Here is an 18,474-nt window from a genome sequence, read left to right on the forward strand (position 1 = left end):
GTCGTGGCTTGGCATAGTCAGTCCAGGCGTTAGGAAGCTGGGCTGCACTGTGCTGGCAGTCCTGCACTCCTGGCCTACCTTGCAGGATTGGTATGGTCACCAGTCTTTCCCAGGTCTTGGTCCTGGCAGCAGGCATGGTCCATGCCCGCCATCATTTCCATGCCCATGGTCTGCATTGGGCAAGGTTCAGTCGCCGAATCGATGCCCGCCATCCCGTTAAGCGGAAGCGCCACGATAAGAATCAGGATGGGCGAGTATAGGTTACCGGGATGAACTCACCATTAAGGGGTTGGGGCTGCACCAACCAACCGCATGGAGGCTGGGAGACTGATGAAGAAGGTTGTGACACCCTCCGCTGAAGTACACCAAATTCGTCCGCTGTGAGCCTCGATGATGGAGCGTGTTATCGACAGGCCTAGGCCTGCATTGCTTGGCCCGCCTTCGCGTCTGGCTGGATCGGCCCGATAGAACCGGTGGAAGATCTTGCCAATGTGCTGAGGATCGATGGTTACTCCGCTGTTACGTACGGATAGCGTCACGGTTTCACGTGTTTGCTCGATCTGCACTGATATCTCGTTGCCTTCCGGGGTGTAGCGCAACGCGTTCGATAAAATGTTGGAAAGCGCTCGGTCAATCATCAGGCGATCGCCACGAACCTTGCCACGACCTTGGAGGGTCAGCTGAATGCCCCGGTCCTCAGCCAGGAACTGGTAGTACTCGAACAGCTTGTATACGAGTTCGGAGAGGTCCACATCGATCTGCTCGGGCACGATCAGACCGTTGTCCGCCTTGGCGAGGAAAAGCATGTCGTCAATCATGCGCGACATGCGCTTGAGGTCTTCCAGGTTCGAATAGAGGTTTTCCTCATATGCATCCAGGTCACGCTTCTTGGTGAGCACCACTTCAGTATGGGTCAGTAGGTTGCTGACCGGCGTTCTCAACTCGTGAGCGATATCGGCAGAAAAGTTGGACAACCGAACGAATGCATCCTCCAATCGTCCCAGCATCCCGTTGAAAGACAGGATGAGCTCCTGAAGCTCAATCGGTACGGGCTTCAGGGGAATGCGCTCGCGGAGCGATCTTGCTGACATCGCGGTCGCCACTTTGGTGATTTGCCCGACAGGCCGAAGCCCGCTTTTGGCCACGACCCAGCCCAAGCCTGCACTCACCACTGCACTGATCACCAAGCCGATCCCGAACCACCACTGCAAGGTGTGGAAGAAATGGGCATGAGTGGTGACATCGAGCATCAGCACCGCCGTCACAGGTTCCGGCTCGCCCGCGATGGCCAACTGGGCGGTGATACCGCGGAAGTTCTGCGATTCATCCTGCCACTCCCAGACCGCACCCTGGCGCGCCTGCTCGAACCGCTGAGGAATTTGGGAGGCTTTGGAGTCTGAAAAAAGGGTCGTTCCGTCAGCCTTGGTGATTTTCGCCGAAAGATCCTGATGTGCGCCGAGCAATGCCCGCAGCTGCTGCTCCTGATCGCCTCGCGCTGCTGAAATGGACAGAATATGACGCGTTGACTCCAGCTTTTCGGAGAGCGCCTGCTCATCCAGCATCCGGAAATGGTGCTGGCTGAGCCCGTAGAAAGCCACGCCGGCAACGACCAAGACAGCAGTCACCGCGAACATGAACATCAGGGTCAGTCGCTTGACGAGCGATGATTGCGGGCGCATCACTCTGCCACATCCATCATGTAGCCCATGCCTCGGGCGGTATGGATGAGCTTTGGCGCGAAGTCGTCATCAATCTTGGCCCGCAGTCGGCGAATCGCGACCTCGATCACGTTGGTGTCACTGTCGAAGTTCATGTCCCAGACCTGAGAAGCGATCAGCGACTTGGGGAGCACCTCCCCGCGTCGGCGCATGAGCAGCTCCAAAAGGGCAAACTCCTTGGCAGTAAGGTCGATCCGCTTGCCGTTTCGCGTAGCCCGGCGCTTGAGCAGGTCAACCTCAAGGTCCGCCATCTTCATGGTGGTTTGAGCAGAACCACCGTTGCCTCTGCGCAGCAGTGTGCGGACCCGAGCCAACAGCTCAGAGAACGCAAAGGGCTTCACAAGGTAGTCATCAGCACCCAGCTCCAAGCCTTTAACGCGATCATCTACGCCATCACGGGCCGTGAGAAAGAGGACCGGCACGTCTTTCCCCGCTGCCCGGATCTTGCGCAGGACCTCCCAGCCATCGAGCCCCGGCATCATTACGTCCAAGATCAGCAAGTCATACGCTTCGCTCTGCGCCTGTTGCAGGGCGTCAGTGCCTGTCATCACCCGGTCTACAGTGAAGCCAGCCTCTGTTAGGCCTTGCTGGAGGTAGACACCGGTTTTCGGCTCATCTTCGGCTACGAGTAATTTCATCTGCTCTCATCCACGCGGAGTGCATCTCCAGTTTGCAGGAAAAAAGACGCCCAACCAGAAGCTGACGGAAAAGTAATGTCGCGATCAGTTTTCTGACAGCACCGCGAGGCTAATTTGACCCTGTACCTGACGCCATGAGGCGCAGAACCCACTGAGGATCTCCAGATGAACATGGTCAAAGCAATTGTGGTGGTCGTTACCTTCGGCATGGCAGGCATCGCCCTGGCAGAGGGCGGCGCGGACCGGACCTTTGCGCGGATGGAAGCGGCTCGCCAAAACTCCATGCAGGCCTATCAGGTTGCGCAGCAGGAGAAAGAGCAGCCGCCGGTCGCCGCACAGTCCAGCAAGCATGTCGGCCACGAGAGCTGCTGATCCGAGCTTACAGAAATGTAATCACTCCGGAATCTGAACTATGGCAGTTTCAGACTACGGCCTCTCATCAGCCTCGCGCAGTAGCGAAAGTCTACGAGACTGGTGAGAGCTCCAACGAACCCAAGGGCTGCGCCATCGAGCAGCCTGGATATCAGCGATCTACCTGACTGGACGCAACGGCATGCAAAGCAAAACCACGAGACGATCATTCGTCAAAGGCCTGGCCGCTACCGGACTTCTGGGTGGGCTCGGCATGTGGCGCGCGCCGGTCTGGGCTGTGACCAGCCCTGGCCAACCGAACGTGCTCAGCGGCAATGAATTCGACCTGTATATCGGTGAACTGCCCGTCAACATTACGGGGGCAGCTCGTACGGCCATGGCCATCAACGGCTCCGTGCCTGGGCCGATCCTGCGATGGCGCGAAGGCGACACCGTGACGCTGCGTGTACGCAACCGGTTGAAACAGGACACCTCCATTCACTGGCACGGCATAATCCTGCCCGCCAATATGGACGGTGTGCCGGGCTTGAGCTTTCACGGCATCGCTCCCGATGGCATGTACGAATACAAGTTCAAGGTCCACCAGAACGGCACTTACTGGTATCACAGCCACTCAGGCCTCCAAGAGCAGTCTGGGGTCTATGGCGCACTGGTGATCGATGCTAAGGATCCCGAGCCGTTTGTATATGACCGCGATTACGTCGTCATGCTCAGCGATTGGACGGATGAGGACCCGGCGCGGGTGCTCTCCAAACTCAAGAAGCAGTCCGACTATTACAACTTCCACAAGCGCACGGTCAGCGACTTCGTTGACGACGTGAGCGAGAAAGGCTGGTCGGCCGCTGTAGCGGATCGGAAGATGTGGGCTGAAATGAAGATGAGCCCCACCGACCTCGCAGATGTGAGCGGGTATACCTACACCTACCTCATGAACGGCCAAGCTCCGAACGGCAACTGGACGGGTATCTTCAAGCCCGGCGAGAAGATCCGCCTGCGATTCATCAACGGCTCGGCCATGACCTATTTCGATGTCCGGATTCCTGGGCTCAAGATGACGGTTGTGGCTGCCGACGGCCAGTACGTCAAACCCGTATCGGTCGATGAGTTCCGGATCGCCGTTGCTGAAACCTACGATGTCATCGTCGAGCCTGAAAACGAACAGGCCTATACGATTTTCGCGCAATCCATGGACCGTACCGGGTATTCCCGAGGCACCCTGGCAGTTCGCGAAGGCTTGCAAGCGCCCGTACCGGCGGTAGATCCACGCCCGATCATCGCCATGAGCGATATGGGCATGGACCACGGCAGCATGGGCGGAATGGATCATGGCAGCATGGCTGGCATGGACCAGGGCAGCATGGCCGGCATGGATCACAGCAAGATGGCTGGAATGGACCACGGCAGCATGGCCGGTATGGACCACAGCAAGATGACTGGGATGGGCAATGAAGGCATGGCCGGCATGAGCGGCGCAATGCAAAGCCATCCGGCTTCCGAGACCAACAACCCACTGGTCGATATGCAGACTATGTCGCCAACGCCAAAGCTGAACGATCCGGGAATTGGCCTACGCAACAACGGGCGTCGAGTGCTGACGTACGCCGATCTGCGGAGCACCTTCATCGATCCCGATGGTCGAGAGCCTGGACGGACAATCGAACTGCACCTTACCGGCCACATGGAGAAGTTCGCGTGGTCGTTCGACGGTATCAAATTCTCCGACGCTGAACCGCTGCGGTTGAAATATGGCGAGCGTCTTCGCATCACCTTGGTCAACGACACCATGATGACTCACCCCATCCACCTCCACGGTATGTGGAGTGATCTGGAGGACGAGAACGGCAACTTCATGGTTCGCAAGCACACCATCGACATGCCACCTGGCTCAAAACGAAGCTATCGCGTCACCGCAGATGCCTTGGGACGTTGGGCCTATCACTGTCACCTACTGTTCCACATGGAAATGGGCATGTTCCGAGAAGTACGTGTGGACGAATGAACTGGAGATTTGAGATGAGCAAACCAATGAAACGAAGCGCCTTTTTCCTTTCTGCTGCGATGGTAGGCATTCTGGCTGTTTATGCCCCGTCGTCGTGGTCCAGCGACAATCATGATCAGCATTCCCAGAAAACCACAGAGGCCGGCAAAGCCAAAGGCTCGCAGGACAAGCAGGGCCAGGGGATGAACCATGAAGGCATGGACCATGGTTCCATGGAAGGTATGGACCACGGCTCGATGAAGGGAATGGACCATGGCTCGATGGAAGGCATGGACCACGACAAAATGATGAAATCGCATGGCAGCGACAAAGCTAAGGCAGGGAAAGATGGCCAATAGCCTCGGGCGGCCTTCGCTGCTGGCTCTGACCGTTTCGATCAGCATGCTGGGCGTAACGCCCAGCTTCGCTGCTGAAGAAATGGATCACTCGGGCATGGATCATTCGAAAATGGGGCACGGCTCCATGCAAATGGATGCTGCTCCATCCGAATCGATGCCGGCGATGGATCACAGCAAGATGGGGATGGGCAAACAGCAGAAAAAGCCTGCCCCTGTTGATCACAGCCAGATGGGGCATGCTCAAAGCAAGAGTAAATCCAGCCCGGTGGACCACAACAAGATGGACCACAGCAAAATGAACCATGGAAACATGCAGGGCATGGATCACGGCTCTATGAAGGGCATGGACCATTCCCAGATGAACCATAGCTCAGCGACTTCTCCGACCACGACGAGCCGCACGCCGATTCCAGTGCTCACTGATGCGGATCGCGAGTCGGCCTTTCCGCCCCTGGGTGGCCACCAAGTGCACGACAGCGGAATCAACAGCTTCTTCCTGTTGGACCAGCTCGAATACCAGGACGCCGATGAGGGCAGCACCCTGGCCTGGGACGCATCAGGCTGGATAGGCGGCGACATTAATCGCCTCTGGGTTCGTTCGGAAGGCGAGCGCACCAATGGGGTAACCGAAGATGCTGAGCTGCAACTCCTGTACGGGCGCTCGGTCAGCCCTTGGTGGGATGTGGTCGCCGGGGTCCGCCAGGATTTCAAACCGGAATCCCCACAGACCTGGGCAGCCTTTGGTATTCAGGGCATGGCTCTGTATGACTTCGAGGCCGAAGCCACGGCGTTTATAGGCGAGAACGGTCAGACTGCTGCGCGTCTTGAGGGCGAATACGACATCCTGCTGACCAATCGCTTGATTTTGCAGCCCACGGCCGAGGTCAATTTCTATGGCAAGAACGATCCTGAGCGCGGCGTTGGCTCGGGCCTTGCCAATACCGAAGTCGGGCTGCGCCTACGGTATGAAATTGTCCGCCAGTTTGCTCCATACATAGGCGTTACCTGGAGCCGCTCCTACGGCAACACCGCTGACTTCATCCGAGACGAGGGTGGAGATGTTGATGAGGCACGCTTCGTTGCCGGTATCCGGATGTGGTTCTGAGAATTCCAACATGAAAAAAACAATTACAACGCTGCTTGGGGCCGGTGCTGTCGGAAGTGCTGCGGTATTGGGCACAGCCTATTTCGGTCTGGTGAATGTCGGCGCTGATGATCCTCACTTCCCGGCAGTCCATTCCTTTCTCGCCATGGCTCGTGATCGGTCTATTGAGGTTCGAGCGCGAGACATCGAAGTCCCTGATCTGAAGGAAGCCGCGTTGATCAAAGCGGGGGCGGGCAACTACAACGCCATGTGTATAGGCTGTCACCTTGCCCCTGGCGTTGGGAAGACTGAGCTAAGCCAAGCGCTATACCCGTCGCCACCCGACCTCACCAAGGTGGGTGTCGGAGGCGATCCAGCCGCCGCATTCTGGACAATCAAGCACGGTATCAAAGCCACGGGCATGCCCGCCTGGGGCAAGAGCATGGGCGATGAGTACATCTGGGGAATCGTCGCGTTCCTGGATCAACTGCCCCAGATGAATGCCGAGCAGTACAAGGCCTTGGTGGCCACGAGCGGCGGCCACCAGCACGGCGGCGGTGAAAGCGATATGCACAACCATGAGGGCCAGCACGGCGGGAGCGGTCGTGCCGAGCATGGTGATCACGATGAAGCGGCAGACGACGATCATGCCCAGGCAGCTCACGACCATGGAGCTGCACCCGCAGGCTCCGCTCAAGCGGCAGATCATCACGGTGACCACAATGCGGCCGAGGCCCATTCGGATGCCCACCCGACATCGTCGCCAAAGACGCATGTTCACAAAGACGGTAAGGAGCACACTCATGCCAACTAACCGGATATTCGTTCGGCTAGCCGCTATCGCTGGGCTTCTGGTGACCTCGGCGGCCTATGCTGCCGAGCCATTGTCCATCGACGTTCACCGAGACGCGAACTGCGGTTGCTGCAAGAAGTGGATCGCGCACCTGGAAGCCAATGGTTTCAAAGTGACCGACCATGTTGAGACGGACATGAGCGCAGTGAAACAGAAGCTGGGCGTATCGCCACGGTTAGCGTCCTGCCACACAGCTGTGATCGACGGAAAGTTTGTTGAAGGTCACGTGCCAGCTGAGCAGATTCGAGAACTCAGGGGGCGGAACGATCTAGTCGGGATCGCCGTACCAGGAATGCCAGCTGGGTCCCCAGGCATGGAGGTTGATGGCGTAAGCCATGCCTACCAAGTCATTGGTTTAATCAAAAGCGGCGAGGACCAAGTAGTCGCCAACTATCCAGCCAAATAACGCACCTACCAGGAGGACGGCGGTAGGCTGACTGCCGTCCCTTATTCCCCCGCTAGAAAGCTTCATCAGCTCAACAGGACGACAGAGAGGGGCTACAAAGGGTAGCTAGTCAGATTCACGGCGCTCGCGGACTGGCTTGAGTACGATATCGCCGTTGATGAGCTCGATGGAGAGTCTGTCGCCCGTCGTGACCCCGAGCTCGCGCAAAATGTCATCGGGTAATTCCACAATCACATCGCCGGAGCCGTCGCCGGGATCTAGGCACTTTACCGTGGTGCGCGCTGATTGAGTCATTGGACTCTCCTGCCTGAGCTACCAGTCCTCATCGTACTCCACCAGTCATGAAAGCCGGTAACCAGGCGATCTATTGCCGGAATTGACGCTTCAACCCGGCGTTTTATCAGAGTAAGTCCTGTCCACTCGCTCAGTGCTCAGTTCTGGCCCCGGCAACCGACTCCAGCGGTCCGGTATTCAAGGATTTTCACGTCTCCGTTGGAATCCTCGTAATTCATCTGTGCCGGCATCACGTCACAGCTCGCCTTGGTCGACGTCATGCTGATCACCTTCGCCACGTCGAGCCGCATCCCGTAGCGATAGTGGATCACCTCCGGTGGGTTCTTTCCCTTGGCAGCGGCATAAGCTCGCATAGCTTGCTCATTGGCCTGAATCATCTTTCCATGCAGACGGTCGGATCCTCCTTCGGCGAGTACGGCTGACGAAGCCACTAGGGCCAGGATAGCGGTGATACTTTTGATGACTTTCATTTCAATCACTCCAATAAACGTGACTGAAGATTAGGGGTTGATCGCTGTCAATTGAGTGATACGGGAATTACAAGGTTGTAAGTCCCGCATGTAAAAAGAGGTAGCGTTGCCTCCTCGCCGCATACCAACCTCGCCCTCAGGCAAGCTACTGGTAGACACCCAAGCGTATACGCTCAAGATAGTCCGCTACGACGCTGAACCCGAGCGACGTGTCGAGCATCTCGAAGGGTACAAACCCCAACAAACGGCCGCACGGCCGACAAAGCCACTGCTCCGCGAGCATCTGAGAGCCAAATACCTTCGATGCAAGCTCCAGTCCTTTCGCATACTGGAACGCCACCGCGCTCTGCTGGGCATCCAGACGATGGGCCTGAGCGGGATGGCTCAGACGGTGAATGCTTCTGGTCGATCTTCCTGTGATTCGCCCGACGAGGTTACGAGCCTTGAACAGGCTCGATGACTCGACCATGCACTTCACGTCGCTGAAAAAGAATCCTGTTTGGACTAGACTCAGGAGCTCCAGCTGGCTCAACCCGTCGGGGTGGTTCCGCCCTGCTCAGATTCTCGCGCGAGATCTGCGTATCCTTCTTCACCACTGAGATGGTCGTAGAGTTCTTCCAGGGTTAAAGCCAAACCAACTTTATAACCCGACAGGTCAGCAAGGTATTCGTTAAGGTCGCCAGCTCCGAAGCTCATATGCATAAAAGGGTCCTAGGCGTGAAAGTAATGCGACGATAGTATCGGTTTGCTAAACACTCCACAAAAGGGCCCTGTGGACAGCGAAATACAGGCAGATCCTGTCAGTTGCCCGGACCCACTCACGGCCTGGTTTTGGCTTTTTGGCCGAAAAGGCTGTTGCTTAAATTGCAGAGCGATTATTAGCCTTTTAGACGCCAATGGTCCAACCAAAGCACTCTCGGTTGATCGGAAAACCAAGCGTAGAAAACTAGTGCCGCATGCTGCTAGCTGCCTCTCGCCAGCGTCTTCTACCGGCCCAGGCTGTGTAAAACCTTGACCAGTGCTAATGTTATTCTGCCGTCGGCAGTCATAGCGGAGTAGTCCATGAGGCCATTCCTCCAAGGCAAGCATCGAGATTAATGCACGTTGCGGCCTGAGAGCCTGGATGATTATGTCGCAGATACTAACTAGGTTCGAGTAATCGATGTGCTCGACGATGAGCTTGATCTCACCCGTTGGGCTTCAGTGGTGTGGTTCTCACCGAAACTGGACGCCCTGCGTACCCTGCTGCACTGCTGAAGATCAACATCTATGGCTATCTCAACCATCTTTCCGTCAGCATTGGGATGAGCTTGGTTCCGACCAGCTCCGGAAAATAGCTTTGGGGACTCCTTGGAAAATGAGGTCATAAATGGCCTGGGCTAGCGAACGGGAGCTTTGCTTCTCGCAGGTTTGGGGGCATGCTGTGAGCGAAACGTGGCAGGAGGAATGCGCCATGAACCAGGGGACACTCCAGACAGCGGTACTGTCGGCCGCCGAACTGATCGACTACCTGTGTCCTACGAGCGGGGCGCCTTATTCGGTCGAGCGCTATGCCGAGATCTTTGGCCTCAGCCCTACCGAGTTTGCCGGTCAGATCGCTGCCTATCGTCACAGCAAACCAGATGCTACCAGCGCATCCGACGCCGAAGCGACGCAACGCTTTATCGCGGATGTCTTGCGGGTGATCTTGGCCCTAGACGAGAGCGGAGTCGCCGTCGAACGGGCGATCACTTGGTTTCGACTCGAGCCGTTACCGACCTTCGAACAGCAGACCGCGGAGCAACTGGTCAGTCAGGTTCAAGTTGAACGAGTGCTGCAGTTCCTAGCCTCCTGGCAGGCGGGGAGCCAGGGATGAATCGGGATACCCAATGGCAGGTCGATCATCAATCGGCATACCAGTCCTGTTATTGCACTGTCCTGCACACCGTAGATGCGCGTTACGACGTTCGCGGTTCTGTGCTGGCAGAAATGGTGAAGGCCTGTCTGATTCACCGCGCCACACTGCCCGCAGCGCAGCGGGCCTATTTCGTACAGCACGCATCAGAGGAAGCGGTGACCTACTTGGAAAAGTTCACAGCCAGGCTGTTTTTTGGCCCCCAGGGACGCTTTTCGCCGCAAGAGTATCGCTACCGGCCTGCTATAGATTTGCTGGAACCGGCTCCTCATGGTCAGCCTCAATGAGGCTCACTGGTCAATTGAAGGCAATTTGCCATCTGGAAAAATGCTAGAGGTCCCAAGCATTCTCGGCGAGTAAAAAATCTTTGACGTAGTCGCGCTGCTTTGAAAGAGTGGAGCGGTTTAGAGCCCAGCCGAGATGAGCGCTGACAAACTCGCCCTGAGTCTCGTCGAAGTAATAAGCCGTGCGCGCCTTCGCCAAGGAATACAGATTGATCAGCCGAGCACGTACGTGCGGCTTGAGATGATCATAGACGACAACGTTGGGGTTATTGGAGAATACTAAAGCTTTACCTGGCGAGATGGCGATGATGAACAACAGGTCCCTCAAATAGTCTCCCCAGCGAGATGCGGGGTAATCAGATGCGAGCAAGCCCGGTTGTTCCCAATTGTACTCCCGCATGGTTGCCTTCAAGAGTCCATCTGAAAATGCCTCGTCAATAAACGGCGAAATCTCGTTCTGGGCGAATAGGACTAACGACATCGCACCGAGGGACTTGCTTGATTTAAAATAGTCAACCACTTCATTGATCGAAGTATGTGATGAGATCTGCTCATCCTTCATATTTTGCCTAATAAGATCGAGTTCCGAGCGGATATCCATGGCTTTTAGAATGTCGGGATGGCGAGCCTCCAGAAACGTCAGGGTGTTCGCCAGTTGTCGGCGGTCCAGATGGTTCCAACCCTGAACTCTACTGCTACGTGCCTTTTCGATGATCTTATGGCCCGCTTCATCAATCATCGGGGTAATATGGCTGGATTCGACCTCAAATCCCCCATCGGGAAAGTCGATACGGTACAAGTCCTCAATCGAAGCAGTATGTTTTATAGCAACCGGCTTGATTTCCAGCGCACCATTCGAAGGCAGTCGGCGGTAGCGGAAGACTCTCCCAGGAGCGTATTGCCAAGCCTTGAGAAAGTGTTGTGGAACGAAATGGTGATTGCGAGGGGGATTCGGCATGCAGTGGTTCTCTCCAAAAATGAGGATGCTATAGCAATGAAGATTTTCACACCATTACCTGGAGAATATGTGGCGTCGGCACTGCAGCGGGGAAACGAGATGCTCGGTATCCGAACCCTGCCACATGAGGATTTCCGGATAAGACCGATACCAAGAACAGGTTACGGACGCAAAGGAATTGGGGGAAAAGCGGAAATTAGGGGGTACGCAATTTTTAAATTTCCCTCCTTATTTACTGAACGAAAAATCACGGAAGAGGTTTTGCACAACCACACCCTGTACCCTCTCACCGCAGCGCTAGGCCGACCTACAAACCAAACAATAGTAACCCCCGCTTATTGGAAAAAAATTTGCCCCGAATGCGCATTCGAGGACTTTGAGAATCACGGCACAGCGTACGTACATCGAAGCCATGTACAGTCTTATGTTAAGGTTTGTAGCATCCATGGTTCTGACCTCATAACTATCTGCCCCGCATGTTCAACCCCCATTAATAAGCATAAAATAACCCAACTAGGAATATGCAGTCAAAAATACAAAAACCCGACACGTCAATGGAAATCACCGAACCATCTGTATTCAATATTTATCGCAGAACTTCTGAACTACAAAGGCCCTCCAGCTAAAACGCACAACGCTGAATGGATAGTGACCAAAAGCTTATACAAAAATTATTTCGATGAAATATACGGCAATTATGGATACGTGTCTGAAATTATAGTGCGTGAGCTCGGCACAAAAACTATAAATCCCTATTCAAAGGGGGCGACTGATTACAACTTCGTAATTCAAGCCTTCCTAGGCTGTCGCACCGCTGCCAGATACCTAGACTTGCTAACAAACAGTGCCGCGTGCACTCAGTTGCAAAACGAAGTTAATGAACTTATTCGGTCTGACTTCATCAAACGCAAATATCATACAGTAGATAGAATACCTAGTACCTCCTCATCAGTTACATGAGACAGCCGAATCCCAGCAAGCCGGTACACAACACTTATAGCACTTCGCTCAGATAGAAGATAATGTCTCACCGCCCATCTGATTTTACGAACTTGATGGTCATGATCAGATTCGAGAATATCTTTCATCAACAAAGTACTTATTGGGAACTTATCAGGTACCCTCAAAAAATCATGGCTACGAGCGACCTTCCTGCTTAACGCGGCGCGGGTCACCTTTTTCGGTTTGCCCTGCGTAGACAGAATCTGGTCCCTGGCGATTAGCAGATCTTGAGCAAGCGCTGCGTCTCTCGCATGCCAATCGACCAACCCCCTCCTTACCCTTATGAAAGGATGGGCAGACACATACTGCGCTAACCACTCCTTATCATGGCGGTAAAGCCACTGATAGCCCGGCTTATCATGGCATTTCGCGTTCTTGCTGCTCGAGAAAGCTTCGCGGCGTGCCTCAATTTCGCCGTCCTCTATGAGGGGCCTAGTATCGTTGCCCCTAGCCGCTTCACCGCTGCGAGCATCAGCTCGCGGGTGAAAGGATTTGAGGTGCTCAAGGTCTGCCTCAAGGAGCCAGCAAAGAAAGTAGAATTTTAATGGCTGTACGACCGCCCCGCGTGGACGCACGACGCCCAACACCCAGTCCCAAGAGCAACTGAGCTCCTGGAACTCATTAGCGCGAGGGCTACAGAGAAGACGCGGCGTCAGGAAGCTCCTTAATACCTGTTCCCTCACCCGACCAGCCTTAAGAAACCCCATCTCATCCAGACGATGCTGAAGGAAGTTTCCGGTCAGCAGATTTTGTACATCCGCTGGGTGCTCAAGTCCCCAAAACTGCATTTCACCTATCACAGCAGCTGAAGAGTCAGGAGCCCGCATCACTGGCGACCCCGCTGCCTCCGCCGGAAACAGCATGCAACGCCAGTCAGTTCCATCCGGAAACATCGTCCCGCAGAGCACCTCTCCATGGAGCGGGCAGATGCAAGTACCCATTGCTTGGTGAATACGATGCCAGTAGGCCGAGCCGCAGTTTTGAATATCTTCTTCAACACACCTCTCGCAGTACCTGAACGACGCGTGCTTGAGGAAGCCTGAGGCTGTGAGACCCAGGCTCATTTTCAGGCCCGTGCCGTCGGTACCAGTCATGGCGATACGCGCGGCTTTGCTCTTCGTGTCATTCAAAAAAGGTTCGTACAGAGGCAAAAGGGTAAAGCGATCGATCAAATGCTCTACCGAATAAGCTGATGCTAACCGTTGCGACAGAGCACCCAAGCAGCACGGCAGGATAGAGCCACAGGTTCTGGAATACGCGCCGAACAACTCCTGGCTTGTCCGGCGATAGCTGTCGTTCGACGACAGCCTATGATAACGGACCGCCAGGCTGTAGAGAGACTCATCAGGGAACGGCTGAGGAAACCAATGCAAGCGATCCATTGACCTGATCTCCCGCGGTTCATGTCACCAAGCAGAGTCCTTATCTACCCAGCCTCTCTGCTCGAGCTGGGTCTGCACATCATCGCCTTCGGAGAAATGGGCAGTTGGTGCTGACTCGTTGGCAACCGGAACCACCGGTTTACTAATAGGCTTTGCGGCTGCCCTTTCACTGTGCTCGACAGGTGTCACTATCGCGGCCTGGGTAATTAAAGAGAGATTCGCCCTGTCTGCACGCCGCGCCAAATCGTAATTCATCATCTTGGCGACCTGGTCCTTCGTGGGCATCATGTCTTCGAAGTCAGCAATTTGCAGCGGATCCCCGCTTCGTAGAGCCTCGATGGCCTTATGAAGGAGCCTCATCTGACTGTCGTACACCTGCTGCAGAACCGCCGGTGTAATCGAGTCGATGCCCTCCCAGATTGCGTGCCGCTGAGCCAGCATTAGAAGTTTGGCCAGGAAATCCGTGTTTCCTTGAGTGAGGTCATATATTTTGGAAAGGATCTCACCCGTCAACGGAGTGGGGGTTTTGGTCCAGTCGTATGCCCAGAGCAGTGAAACCAGATGCGCCCAAAACGGATCATCTTCGGTAAACCTGTCAAAAGTGATAGGCCCCATTCCTGCCGCACGCCGAGCATTTCGCAAAACACCAGAAAACAGCGGAAGCATGGCATTTGTGCCAACGTAGATCAGCGGGATGCCGGCGTCATTCGACAGCTGCACAAAAAAGTTGAGAAGCTTTTCGCGGTCTTGCCCGCCTCGGGATGAGCAGAGGTGCTGCATCTCATCAATTATGAGAGCTCCGATGAAATAGGTTTTGCACAACTGACTGATATTTTGAAGCATCACGCTGATGCTGCGGCCAGTAGCAGCTCTGCCTGAGTACTTTTTTATGCCTAATGCTTCATCCAATGAAGAGAAGAATGCGGTACAAAAACCTCGCAACGAGCCATCGTGCGGACAATCGATCTTGAGCCAGACCACCTGCGTCTCAATGAAGATCTGCTCTTTATACTTACTGTGACTGATCACCTGTGGATAAAGCTTGGCAATGGAGTTCAGCGCAGTCGTTTTACCCATGCCGCTCAACCCGATCAGTGTCAACGTTTCAGCGGTGGACATAAACCCGTGCCCCTTGATCTCCGCAGAAGAGGGCAAGCGATGCCTAACGGATGACGCATGCAATGGATTGCGCCCGGTGTATCCGTACCGAATCAATTGACTGAACAGGTCCTCAAGCCTGAGGTGGATTTCAAAAGGTACAACGACATCCTTCAGCCTGTTGATGCCATGACCACGTAATTTCGGGTCCAAGGCCCGCTCCACGTTGTCAGGCCGGGGCGGGGCGCTCCCAATGCGCCTGACTACATCAACATCCGAAAGAATCTTCGGGAGACACTCAATCAGTGGGTTACCGTCGTATTGAGGCATGCCAGTCGGGTTGTAATCTGCTGGCGCAAAACTGGAATCACTCATGACTAGCCTCGTTACCCGCGTTGATCACCAATTTCAGGAAGGCGGCGCTCCGACCCGAGACAGGTTTCACGGTTACAGGTGTATAAGTCTCCTCCGCGGCTGGCGAGTTATCCACAAGGCGAAGCTGATTTAGGTCAGCGGTATGCAAGTCGCGCTCAGTCTGGGTTTCAACGGCACGTTTCGAACGCTTGTCCCGCTTGAACTCAGCGTCAGATTTCGGATCTCCCTGCCCCTGGCGTTTGGCTTGCGCTCGATGAAGAATCTCCTCCTGGCGGCCTTGAAGAAGCGCTCCAGTATTGGCATCCTCGTACCGGGCATCTGGGGCGACCTGATTCAAAATCTTGATAATATCGAGGACCTCCTCCATACGAAGCCCACCGTACTTAACCCGCTGCTGCGGTACAATGGTCAACGGCTCGAAACCCGCCTCAGATTTCATCCAGCAGTTCTCAATAGAGTTTGGATCGTAGAAAACCCTAACGTACCTCGTTTTAAAGTTGTGAGAGCGCTCCAACCATTCCGAACGAATGGCGGTTTCACAGGTGTACTGCACACCTTGGAAATTTATACCTCCTCGACCAATTCGACACACCTGCGAGGGTAACAATGCAATCTTCAGCTCCGCTGGTGATACGAATTTCGAATTCAGGAGATTGTTTGCCATAGACCACTTCCACATGGCCATAGGCGTGGGCTCCACTTCTGCCGCGATCATCTCACGGTTCAGAAGATGAGGAACTCGAAGGCTCTTGTTGTGAGCCAAAACACCGAGGATTACCATCTCAGTAAACTCATCGATATCGAAAATTGCGTCGAGCTGGTAGTCACGATCACCACGCTCCATTTTCCGAGCATCTACGCCGCCAGGGACAAATTTCAAATCCAGCTTTTCGTTGAGCAGTCGGAAACGGCTTTCAATGATACTTTTCCAGTCAGGCCGAAACGGTGGCAAAATCTTCAAGGCTGTACCAAGAGTCTTTGTCATCGTCTCCCCAGCTTCACTGAGAAGTTCAGCGCGATCTGCGACGATTTCAACCGGTAGATGAGAACATGGCCAGTCAACCTCATCGATCTCAATATTATAACGCTTGCAAAACTCCTTCTTCGGCGTGCAAGCATTATAAATGGCATGTCGAGCACCATTCCAACTGGGCCCTTCAAGCCCGACATGAATACCTACGATCATTCTGGTGAACGTATCAACCAACACATACAGCACTGGCCTGCCGATCAACCATAACCGATTGACTCGATGTACCAAATAAACATCAGCAATCGTCGAATCGATTTCGTACCGATGACTTGCACCGACTAACCCTTGAGAGGCAGATCCAACTAGCGCACGATGGTCTTTATTATAGCGGATTGCGCCGCCGCTCTTCTTCAACCTATAGAGTTCATCAAAGAAAAGTTTTCCATGGTACTCCAGTTGATTGATGGACGGGTAGCTACCTCGAACCAGGTTACCTTTTGAACCGTCGGACTTGATCGACCGATAAAACTTATTGAGCATCCAATCATAGGCTTTCTTTAGCTTGCCACACCTGCCACTGGCAAAGCGCCCATAGGCCAAGCGAATATGCGAGATGTGCCGTGACTCGAGCAGAATTGCGCCACCGTCATCCACAACTACGCCACGATATTTAAGCGGTCGGCCAGGAACAATGCCTGAGGCCCGACTTTTTTTCTTTCCACGGCCTCCACACGTGCTGGTATTCCACAAAAATGCGTTTCGTGTCTGCCCCATGCTCCAATACCGATAGAGAAGTCGATAAATTTGCTTCCGGTCAACTCCCACTACCATTGCGTGATTAGCAACAAGGGAACCAAAGTTAGACGTCAAGATATCGAGGGGGCCATGATTCTCCACCAAACCACGTACCAGCTCCCAGTTCCTATCTCGGCTGTCTTTTTCATTCTCACTGATCTCGTCGTCACTTCGAAGCAAGTGCATAGGTACCATTTCAGGGTTGATCACCGCCGCTCCGTTATTGATCTCTTCGATCAATAGTGAGCTTCCAACCCGCCATGGCTTCGTCGGACTTGTACCGAGTTCAATGACTAAGACAAACTCATCCTTTATAGCTAAAACTCTGACCGGTTTCTTCAGCAGCTCAGATCCCTCACCCGGAGAAACGATGCAGTTAACTCCCAGACTAAGCATGACGAGGCACCTCGATTTCTGATGTGCTGGAAAAGGATGGCTCAGCAATCCAAACATGCAAAGGTTCAGATAAGCTTATTACCTTAGCGCTTAGACTCGCCCCCAGTCTGCCCGTCCAAAGAAGATGGTGGAAGAGGCGTTTAACACCAATATATTCTATAAAAATTACCCTCGAGGCTTTTTGCAGCAGTGCCTTTAGTGGCAATTCACTAGTCTTACATCCCGCTATAAATTCGAGCAGATTATTTATATTATTCTCCGTCGGCAACGAAGGATGGATGACCGCGTAAGTTCTAAGTATGACAAGATTTGCTATTTTAACTTGCGAGAGATTTTCATGGAGAACCAGTTTCCATTCTACCTTTCTCATAGCCCAATATTTAGCTTCGATCTCAAGCTTTTCCGCCATCCGATTCTGCTCCTTGAGGCTGGCATCCTCGAACTCCTTACGGTATTTCACAGAGCGCGCGGCCAAGGTTGCTTCGCCCTTCGAATCTATGAAAGTTATGAGGAAGTCAGTGGTCATAACCACTGGGACTTGAGTACCTGGATACACAGGATGACGGTAATTCAGGCTTGACGCGATCGCTTGAGTCTCAGCTTGCGTTAGGAGCGGGAACTGCTCACGAATGTCGATGATGGAAGGATCATGCTCAAGGATCAGGTGATAGTCGCGCTCAGCGTTGGATAGCAAATGATGACTGCGATGAAATTTCACACCCGGTACAAGATGCGACACCCCGCTCGACTGGATATCCCAAATCTTGATCCAAGGCTCATAGGACTCTCTAACGCCAGATCCGCGACCCGATTGTATTCTTCTATCAATTTTCCGCTGAGTCATTAGCTTCGAGCTAGCTGGATTCACCGGTTCAGTGGGTACAGATGTCATTTCACGAGTCGCTCATCGTTGAGTGACCCGCTCGATCGGATCGGAACGACACAGGTCGTGGCGCGGAGAAATTCAAGAGCGGGCTCAGCCAGGACAGCAGTCACTGTGGTGCAGAAGGGATTGTGATCCTATATCCATGGACAAGGCTCTGCCCCGACAAACGGGCCGTGACAGAGCCTTGTGACAACCTTTCTTAACTTGTGACAACCTTTATTTTTTTGTGACAACCTTTATTCTTTAAAAACAATTGGCA

Annotated in this window: 19 protein-coding genes and 1 pseudogene; 9 read left to right on the plus strand and 11 right to left on the minus strand. The window is 54.0% G+C overall.

The features are described from left to right. Positions 1–281: 281 nt before the first annotated feature. Both DM373_RS13380 and DM373_RS13385 read right to left on the minus strand, forming a co-directional pair. Complete coding sequence (locus DM373_RS13380) at positions 282–1,679, minus strand: heavy metal sensor histidine kinase (protein WP_016489896.1); 1,398 nt, start codon at positions 1,677–1,679, stop codon at positions 282–284. After that, on the minus strand, positions 1,679–2,356 hold the full coding sequence (locus DM373_RS13385) for a heavy metal response regulator transcription factor (RefSeq protein ID WP_012316925.1): 678 nt from the start codon (positions 2,354–2,356) through the stop codon (positions 1,679–1,681). The genes DM373_RS13380 and DM373_RS13385 overlap by 1 nt, the downstream gene beginning before the upstream one ends. Before the next feature lie 165 nt (positions 2,357–2,521). Here DM373_RS13385 and DM373_RS13390 point away from each other — a divergent pair, with 165 nt between their 5' ends. The 6 genes from DM373_RS13390 to DM373_RS13415 all read left to right on the plus strand — a co-directional run bounded on the left by DM373_RS13390 (position 2,522) and on the right by DM373_RS13415 (position 7,408). Continuing rightward, a complete protein-coding gene (locus DM373_RS13390) occupies positions 2,522–2,728 on the plus strand; it encodes a co-regulatory protein PtrA N-terminal domain-containing protein (protein WP_012316926.1) in 207 nt (68 codons plus the stop codon). 181 nt (positions 2,729–2,909) lie between these two features. After that, positions 2,910–4,727: a copper resistance system multicopper oxidase gene (locus DM373_RS13395; RefSeq protein ID WP_012316927.1), complete on the plus strand. Its 1,818-nt coding sequence runs from the start codon at positions 2,910–2,912 to the stop codon at positions 4,725–4,727. Positions 4,728–4,741: 14 nt separating this feature from the next. After that, entirely contained in the window at positions 4,742–5,065 is a 324-nt protein-coding gene (locus DM373_RS13400) for a hypothetical protein (protein WP_012316928.1), read from the plus strand. Further along, positions 5,055–6,170: a copper resistance protein B gene (locus tag DM373_RS13405; RefSeq protein ID WP_012316929.1), complete on the plus strand. Its 1,116-nt coding sequence runs from the start codon at positions 5,055–5,057 to the stop codon at positions 6,168–6,170. The genes DM373_RS13400 and DM373_RS13405 overlap by 11 nt, the downstream gene beginning before the upstream one ends. A 10-nt stretch (positions 6,171–6,180) precedes the next feature. Then, positions 6,181–6,963, plus strand: a complete 783-nt coding sequence (locus DM373_RS13410; RefSeq protein ID WP_012316930.1) for a c-type cytochrome — start codon at positions 6,181–6,183, stop codon at positions 6,961–6,963. Beyond that, entirely contained in the window at positions 6,953–7,408 is a 456-nt protein-coding gene (locus DM373_RS13415; protein WP_012316931.1) for a DUF411 domain-containing protein, read from the plus strand. The genes DM373_RS13410 and DM373_RS13415 overlap by 11 nt, the downstream gene beginning before the upstream one ends. Positions 7,409–7,513: 105 nt before the next feature. Here the strand turns inward: DM373_RS13415 and DM373_RS13420 are convergent, their stop codons facing one another. The 4 genes from DM373_RS13420 to DM373_RS28720 form a co-directional block, all read right to left on the minus strand. Beyond that, positions 7,514–7,702, minus strand: coding sequence for an AbrB/MazE/SpoVT family DNA-binding domain-containing protein (locus tag DM373_RS13420; RefSeq protein WP_016489899.1), 189 nt, complete (start codon positions 7,700–7,702; stop codon positions 7,514–7,516). Positions 7,703–7,839: 137 nt separating this feature from the next. Further along, complete coding sequence (locus DM373_RS13425; RefSeq protein WP_012316932.1) at positions 7,840–8,172, minus strand: DUF2790 domain-containing protein; 333 nt, start codon at positions 8,170–8,172, stop codon at positions 7,840–7,842. A 145-nt stretch (positions 8,173–8,317) separates the two neighbouring features. After that, positions 8,318–8,641 (minus strand): antitoxin Xre/MbcA/ParS toxin-binding domain-containing protein, encoded by a 324-nt coding sequence (locus DM373_RS29655; protein ID WP_012316933.1) that lies wholly within the window; start codon positions 8,639–8,641, stop codon positions 8,318–8,320. A 59-nt stretch (positions 8,642–8,700) separates the two neighbouring features. Further along, positions 8,701–8,874 (minus strand): hypothetical protein, encoded by a 174-nt coding sequence (locus DM373_RS28720; protein ID WP_016489901.1) that lies wholly within the window; start codon positions 8,872–8,874, stop codon positions 8,701–8,703. A gap of 402 nt (positions 8,875–9,276) precedes the next feature. Here DM373_RS28720 and DM373_RS29220 point away from each other — a divergent pair. The 3 genes and pseudogenes from DM373_RS29220 to DM373_RS13445 form a co-directional block, all read left to right on the plus strand. Further along, positions 9,277–9,470, plus strand: a pseudogene (locus tag DM373_RS29220) (transposase); the annotation flags it as partial. Positions 9,471–9,625: 155 nt separating this feature from the next. Further along, positions 9,626–10,027, plus strand: coding sequence for a hypothetical protein (locus DM373_RS13440; protein ID WP_024717850.1), 402 nt, complete (start codon positions 9,626–9,628; stop codon positions 10,025–10,027). Further along, positions 10,024–10,353 carry a hypothetical protein gene (locus DM373_RS13445; RefSeq protein WP_016489902.1) on the plus strand — a complete coding sequence of 110 codons (330 nt, stop codon included), beginning with the start codon at positions 10,024–10,026 and terminating at the stop codon, positions 10,351–10,353. Before DM373_RS13440 ends, DM373_RS13445 begins: the two co-directional genes overlap by 4 nt. Before the next feature lie 43 nt (positions 10,354–10,396). Here the strand turns inward: DM373_RS13445 and DM373_RS13450 are convergent, their stop codons facing one another. From DM373_RS13450 to DM373_RS13470, 5 genes are all read right to left on the minus strand, one after another. After that, complete coding sequence (locus DM373_RS13450; protein ID WP_016489903.1) at positions 10,397–11,308, minus strand: DUF4238 domain-containing protein; 912 nt, start codon at positions 11,306–11,308, stop codon at positions 10,397–10,399. A gap of 914 nt (positions 11,309–12,222) precedes the next feature. Further along, on the minus strand, positions 12,223–13,692 hold the full coding sequence (locus DM373_RS13455; RefSeq protein WP_012316938.1) for a TnsD family Tn7-like transposition protein: 1,470 nt from the start codon (positions 13,690–13,692) through the stop codon (positions 12,223–12,225). 24 nt (positions 13,693–13,716) lie between these two features. Next, positions 13,717–15,165 (minus strand): ATP-binding protein, encoded by a 1,449-nt coding sequence (locus DM373_RS13460; RefSeq protein WP_016489904.1) that lies wholly within the window; start codon positions 15,163–15,165, stop codon positions 13,717–13,719. Beyond that, positions 15,158–17,329, minus strand: a complete 2,172-nt coding sequence (locus DM373_RS13465) for a Mu transposase C-terminal domain-containing protein (protein WP_012316940.1) — start codon at positions 17,327–17,329, stop codon at positions 15,158–15,160. Before DM373_RS13465 ends, DM373_RS13460 begins: the two co-directional genes overlap by 8 nt. Next, positions 17,322–18,221 carry a TnsA endonuclease N-terminal domain-containing protein gene (locus DM373_RS13470; RefSeq protein WP_012316941.1) on the minus strand — a complete coding sequence of 300 codons (900 nt, stop codon included), beginning with the start codon at positions 18,219–18,221 and terminating at the stop codon, positions 17,322–17,324. Before DM373_RS13470 ends, DM373_RS13465 begins: the two co-directional genes overlap by 8 nt. Between the last annotated feature and the right edge of the window lie 253 nt (positions 18,222–18,474).

Source organism: Pseudomonas sichuanensis, assembly GCF_003231305.1.
GTDB classification, from domain to species: Bacteria; Pseudomonadota; Gammaproteobacteria; order Pseudomonadales; family Pseudomonadaceae; genus Aquipseudomonas; species Aquipseudomonas sichuanensis.

Bases quoted from the DNA above. Each gene is read 5' to 3' on its own strand.
- DM373_RS13455 (WP_012316938.1), bottom strand. From the start codon at position 13,692: ATGGATCGCTTGCATTGGTTTCCTCAGCCGTTCCCTGATGAGTCTCTC.
- DM373_RS13465 (WP_012316940.1), bottom strand. From the start codon at position 17,329: ATGCTTAGTCTGGGAGTTAACTGCATCGTTTCTCCGGGTGAGGGATCT.
- DM373_RS13450 (WP_016489903.1), bottom strand. From the start codon at position 11,308: ATGCCGAATCCCCCTCGCAATCACCATTTCGTTCCACAACACTTTCTC.
- DM373_RS13425 (WP_012316932.1), bottom strand. From the start codon at position 8,172: ATGAAAGTCATCAAAAGTATCACCGCTATCCTGGCCCTAGTGGCTTCG.
- DM373_RS13410 (WP_012316930.1), top strand. From the start codon at position 6,181: ATGAAAAAAACAATTACAACGCTGCTTGGGGCCGGTGCTGTCGGAAGT.
- DM373_RS13470 (WP_012316941.1), bottom strand. From the start codon at position 18,221: ATGACATCTGTACCCACTGAACCGGTGAATCCAGCTAGCTCGAAGCTA.
- DM373_RS13445 (WP_016489902.1), top strand. From the start codon at position 10,024: ATGAATCGGGATACCCAATGGCAGGTCGATCATCAATCGGCATACCAG.
- DM373_RS13420 (WP_016489899.1), bottom strand. From the start codon at position 7,702: ATGACTCAATCAGCGCGCACCACGGTAAAGTGCCTAGATCCCGGCGAC.
- DM373_RS29655 (WP_012316933.1), bottom strand. From the start codon at position 8,641: ATGGTCGAGTCATCGAGCCTGTTCAAGGCTCGTAACCTCGTCGGGCGA.
- DM373_RS13395 (WP_012316927.1), top strand. From the start codon at position 2,910: ATGCAAAGCAAAACCACGAGACGATCATTCGTCAAAGGCCTGGCCGCT.
- DM373_RS28720 (WP_016489901.1), bottom strand. From the start codon at position 8,874: ATGCATATGAGCTTCGGAGCTGGCGACCTTAACGAATACCTTGCTGAC.
- DM373_RS13415 (WP_012316931.1), top strand. From the start codon at position 6,953: ATGCCAACTAACCGGATATTCGTTCGGCTAGCCGCTATCGCTGGGCTT.
- DM373_RS13440 (WP_024717850.1), top strand. From the start codon at position 9,626: ATGAACCAGGGGACACTCCAGACAGCGGTACTGTCGGCCGCCGAACTG.
- DM373_RS13380 (WP_016489896.1), bottom strand. From the start codon at position 1,679: ATGCGCCCGCAATCATCGCTCGTCAAGCGACTGACCCTGATGTTCATG.
- DM373_RS13460 (WP_016489904.1), bottom strand. From the start codon at position 15,165: ATGAGTGATTCCAGTTTTGCGCCAGCAGATTACAACCCGACTGGCATG.
- DM373_RS13385 (WP_012316925.1), bottom strand. From the start codon at position 2,356: ATGAAATTACTCGTAGCCGAAGATGAGCCGAAAACCGGTGTCTACCTC.
- DM373_RS13390 (WP_012316926.1), top strand. From the start codon at position 2,522: ATGAACATGGTCAAAGCAATTGTGGTGGTCGTTACCTTCGGCATGGCA.
- DM373_RS13400 (WP_012316928.1), top strand. From the start codon at position 4,742: ATGAGCAAACCAATGAAACGAAGCGCCTTTTTCCTTTCTGCTGCGATG.
- DM373_RS13405 (WP_012316929.1), top strand. From the start codon at position 5,055: ATGGCCAATAGCCTCGGGCGGCCTTCGCTGCTGGCTCTGACCGTTTCG.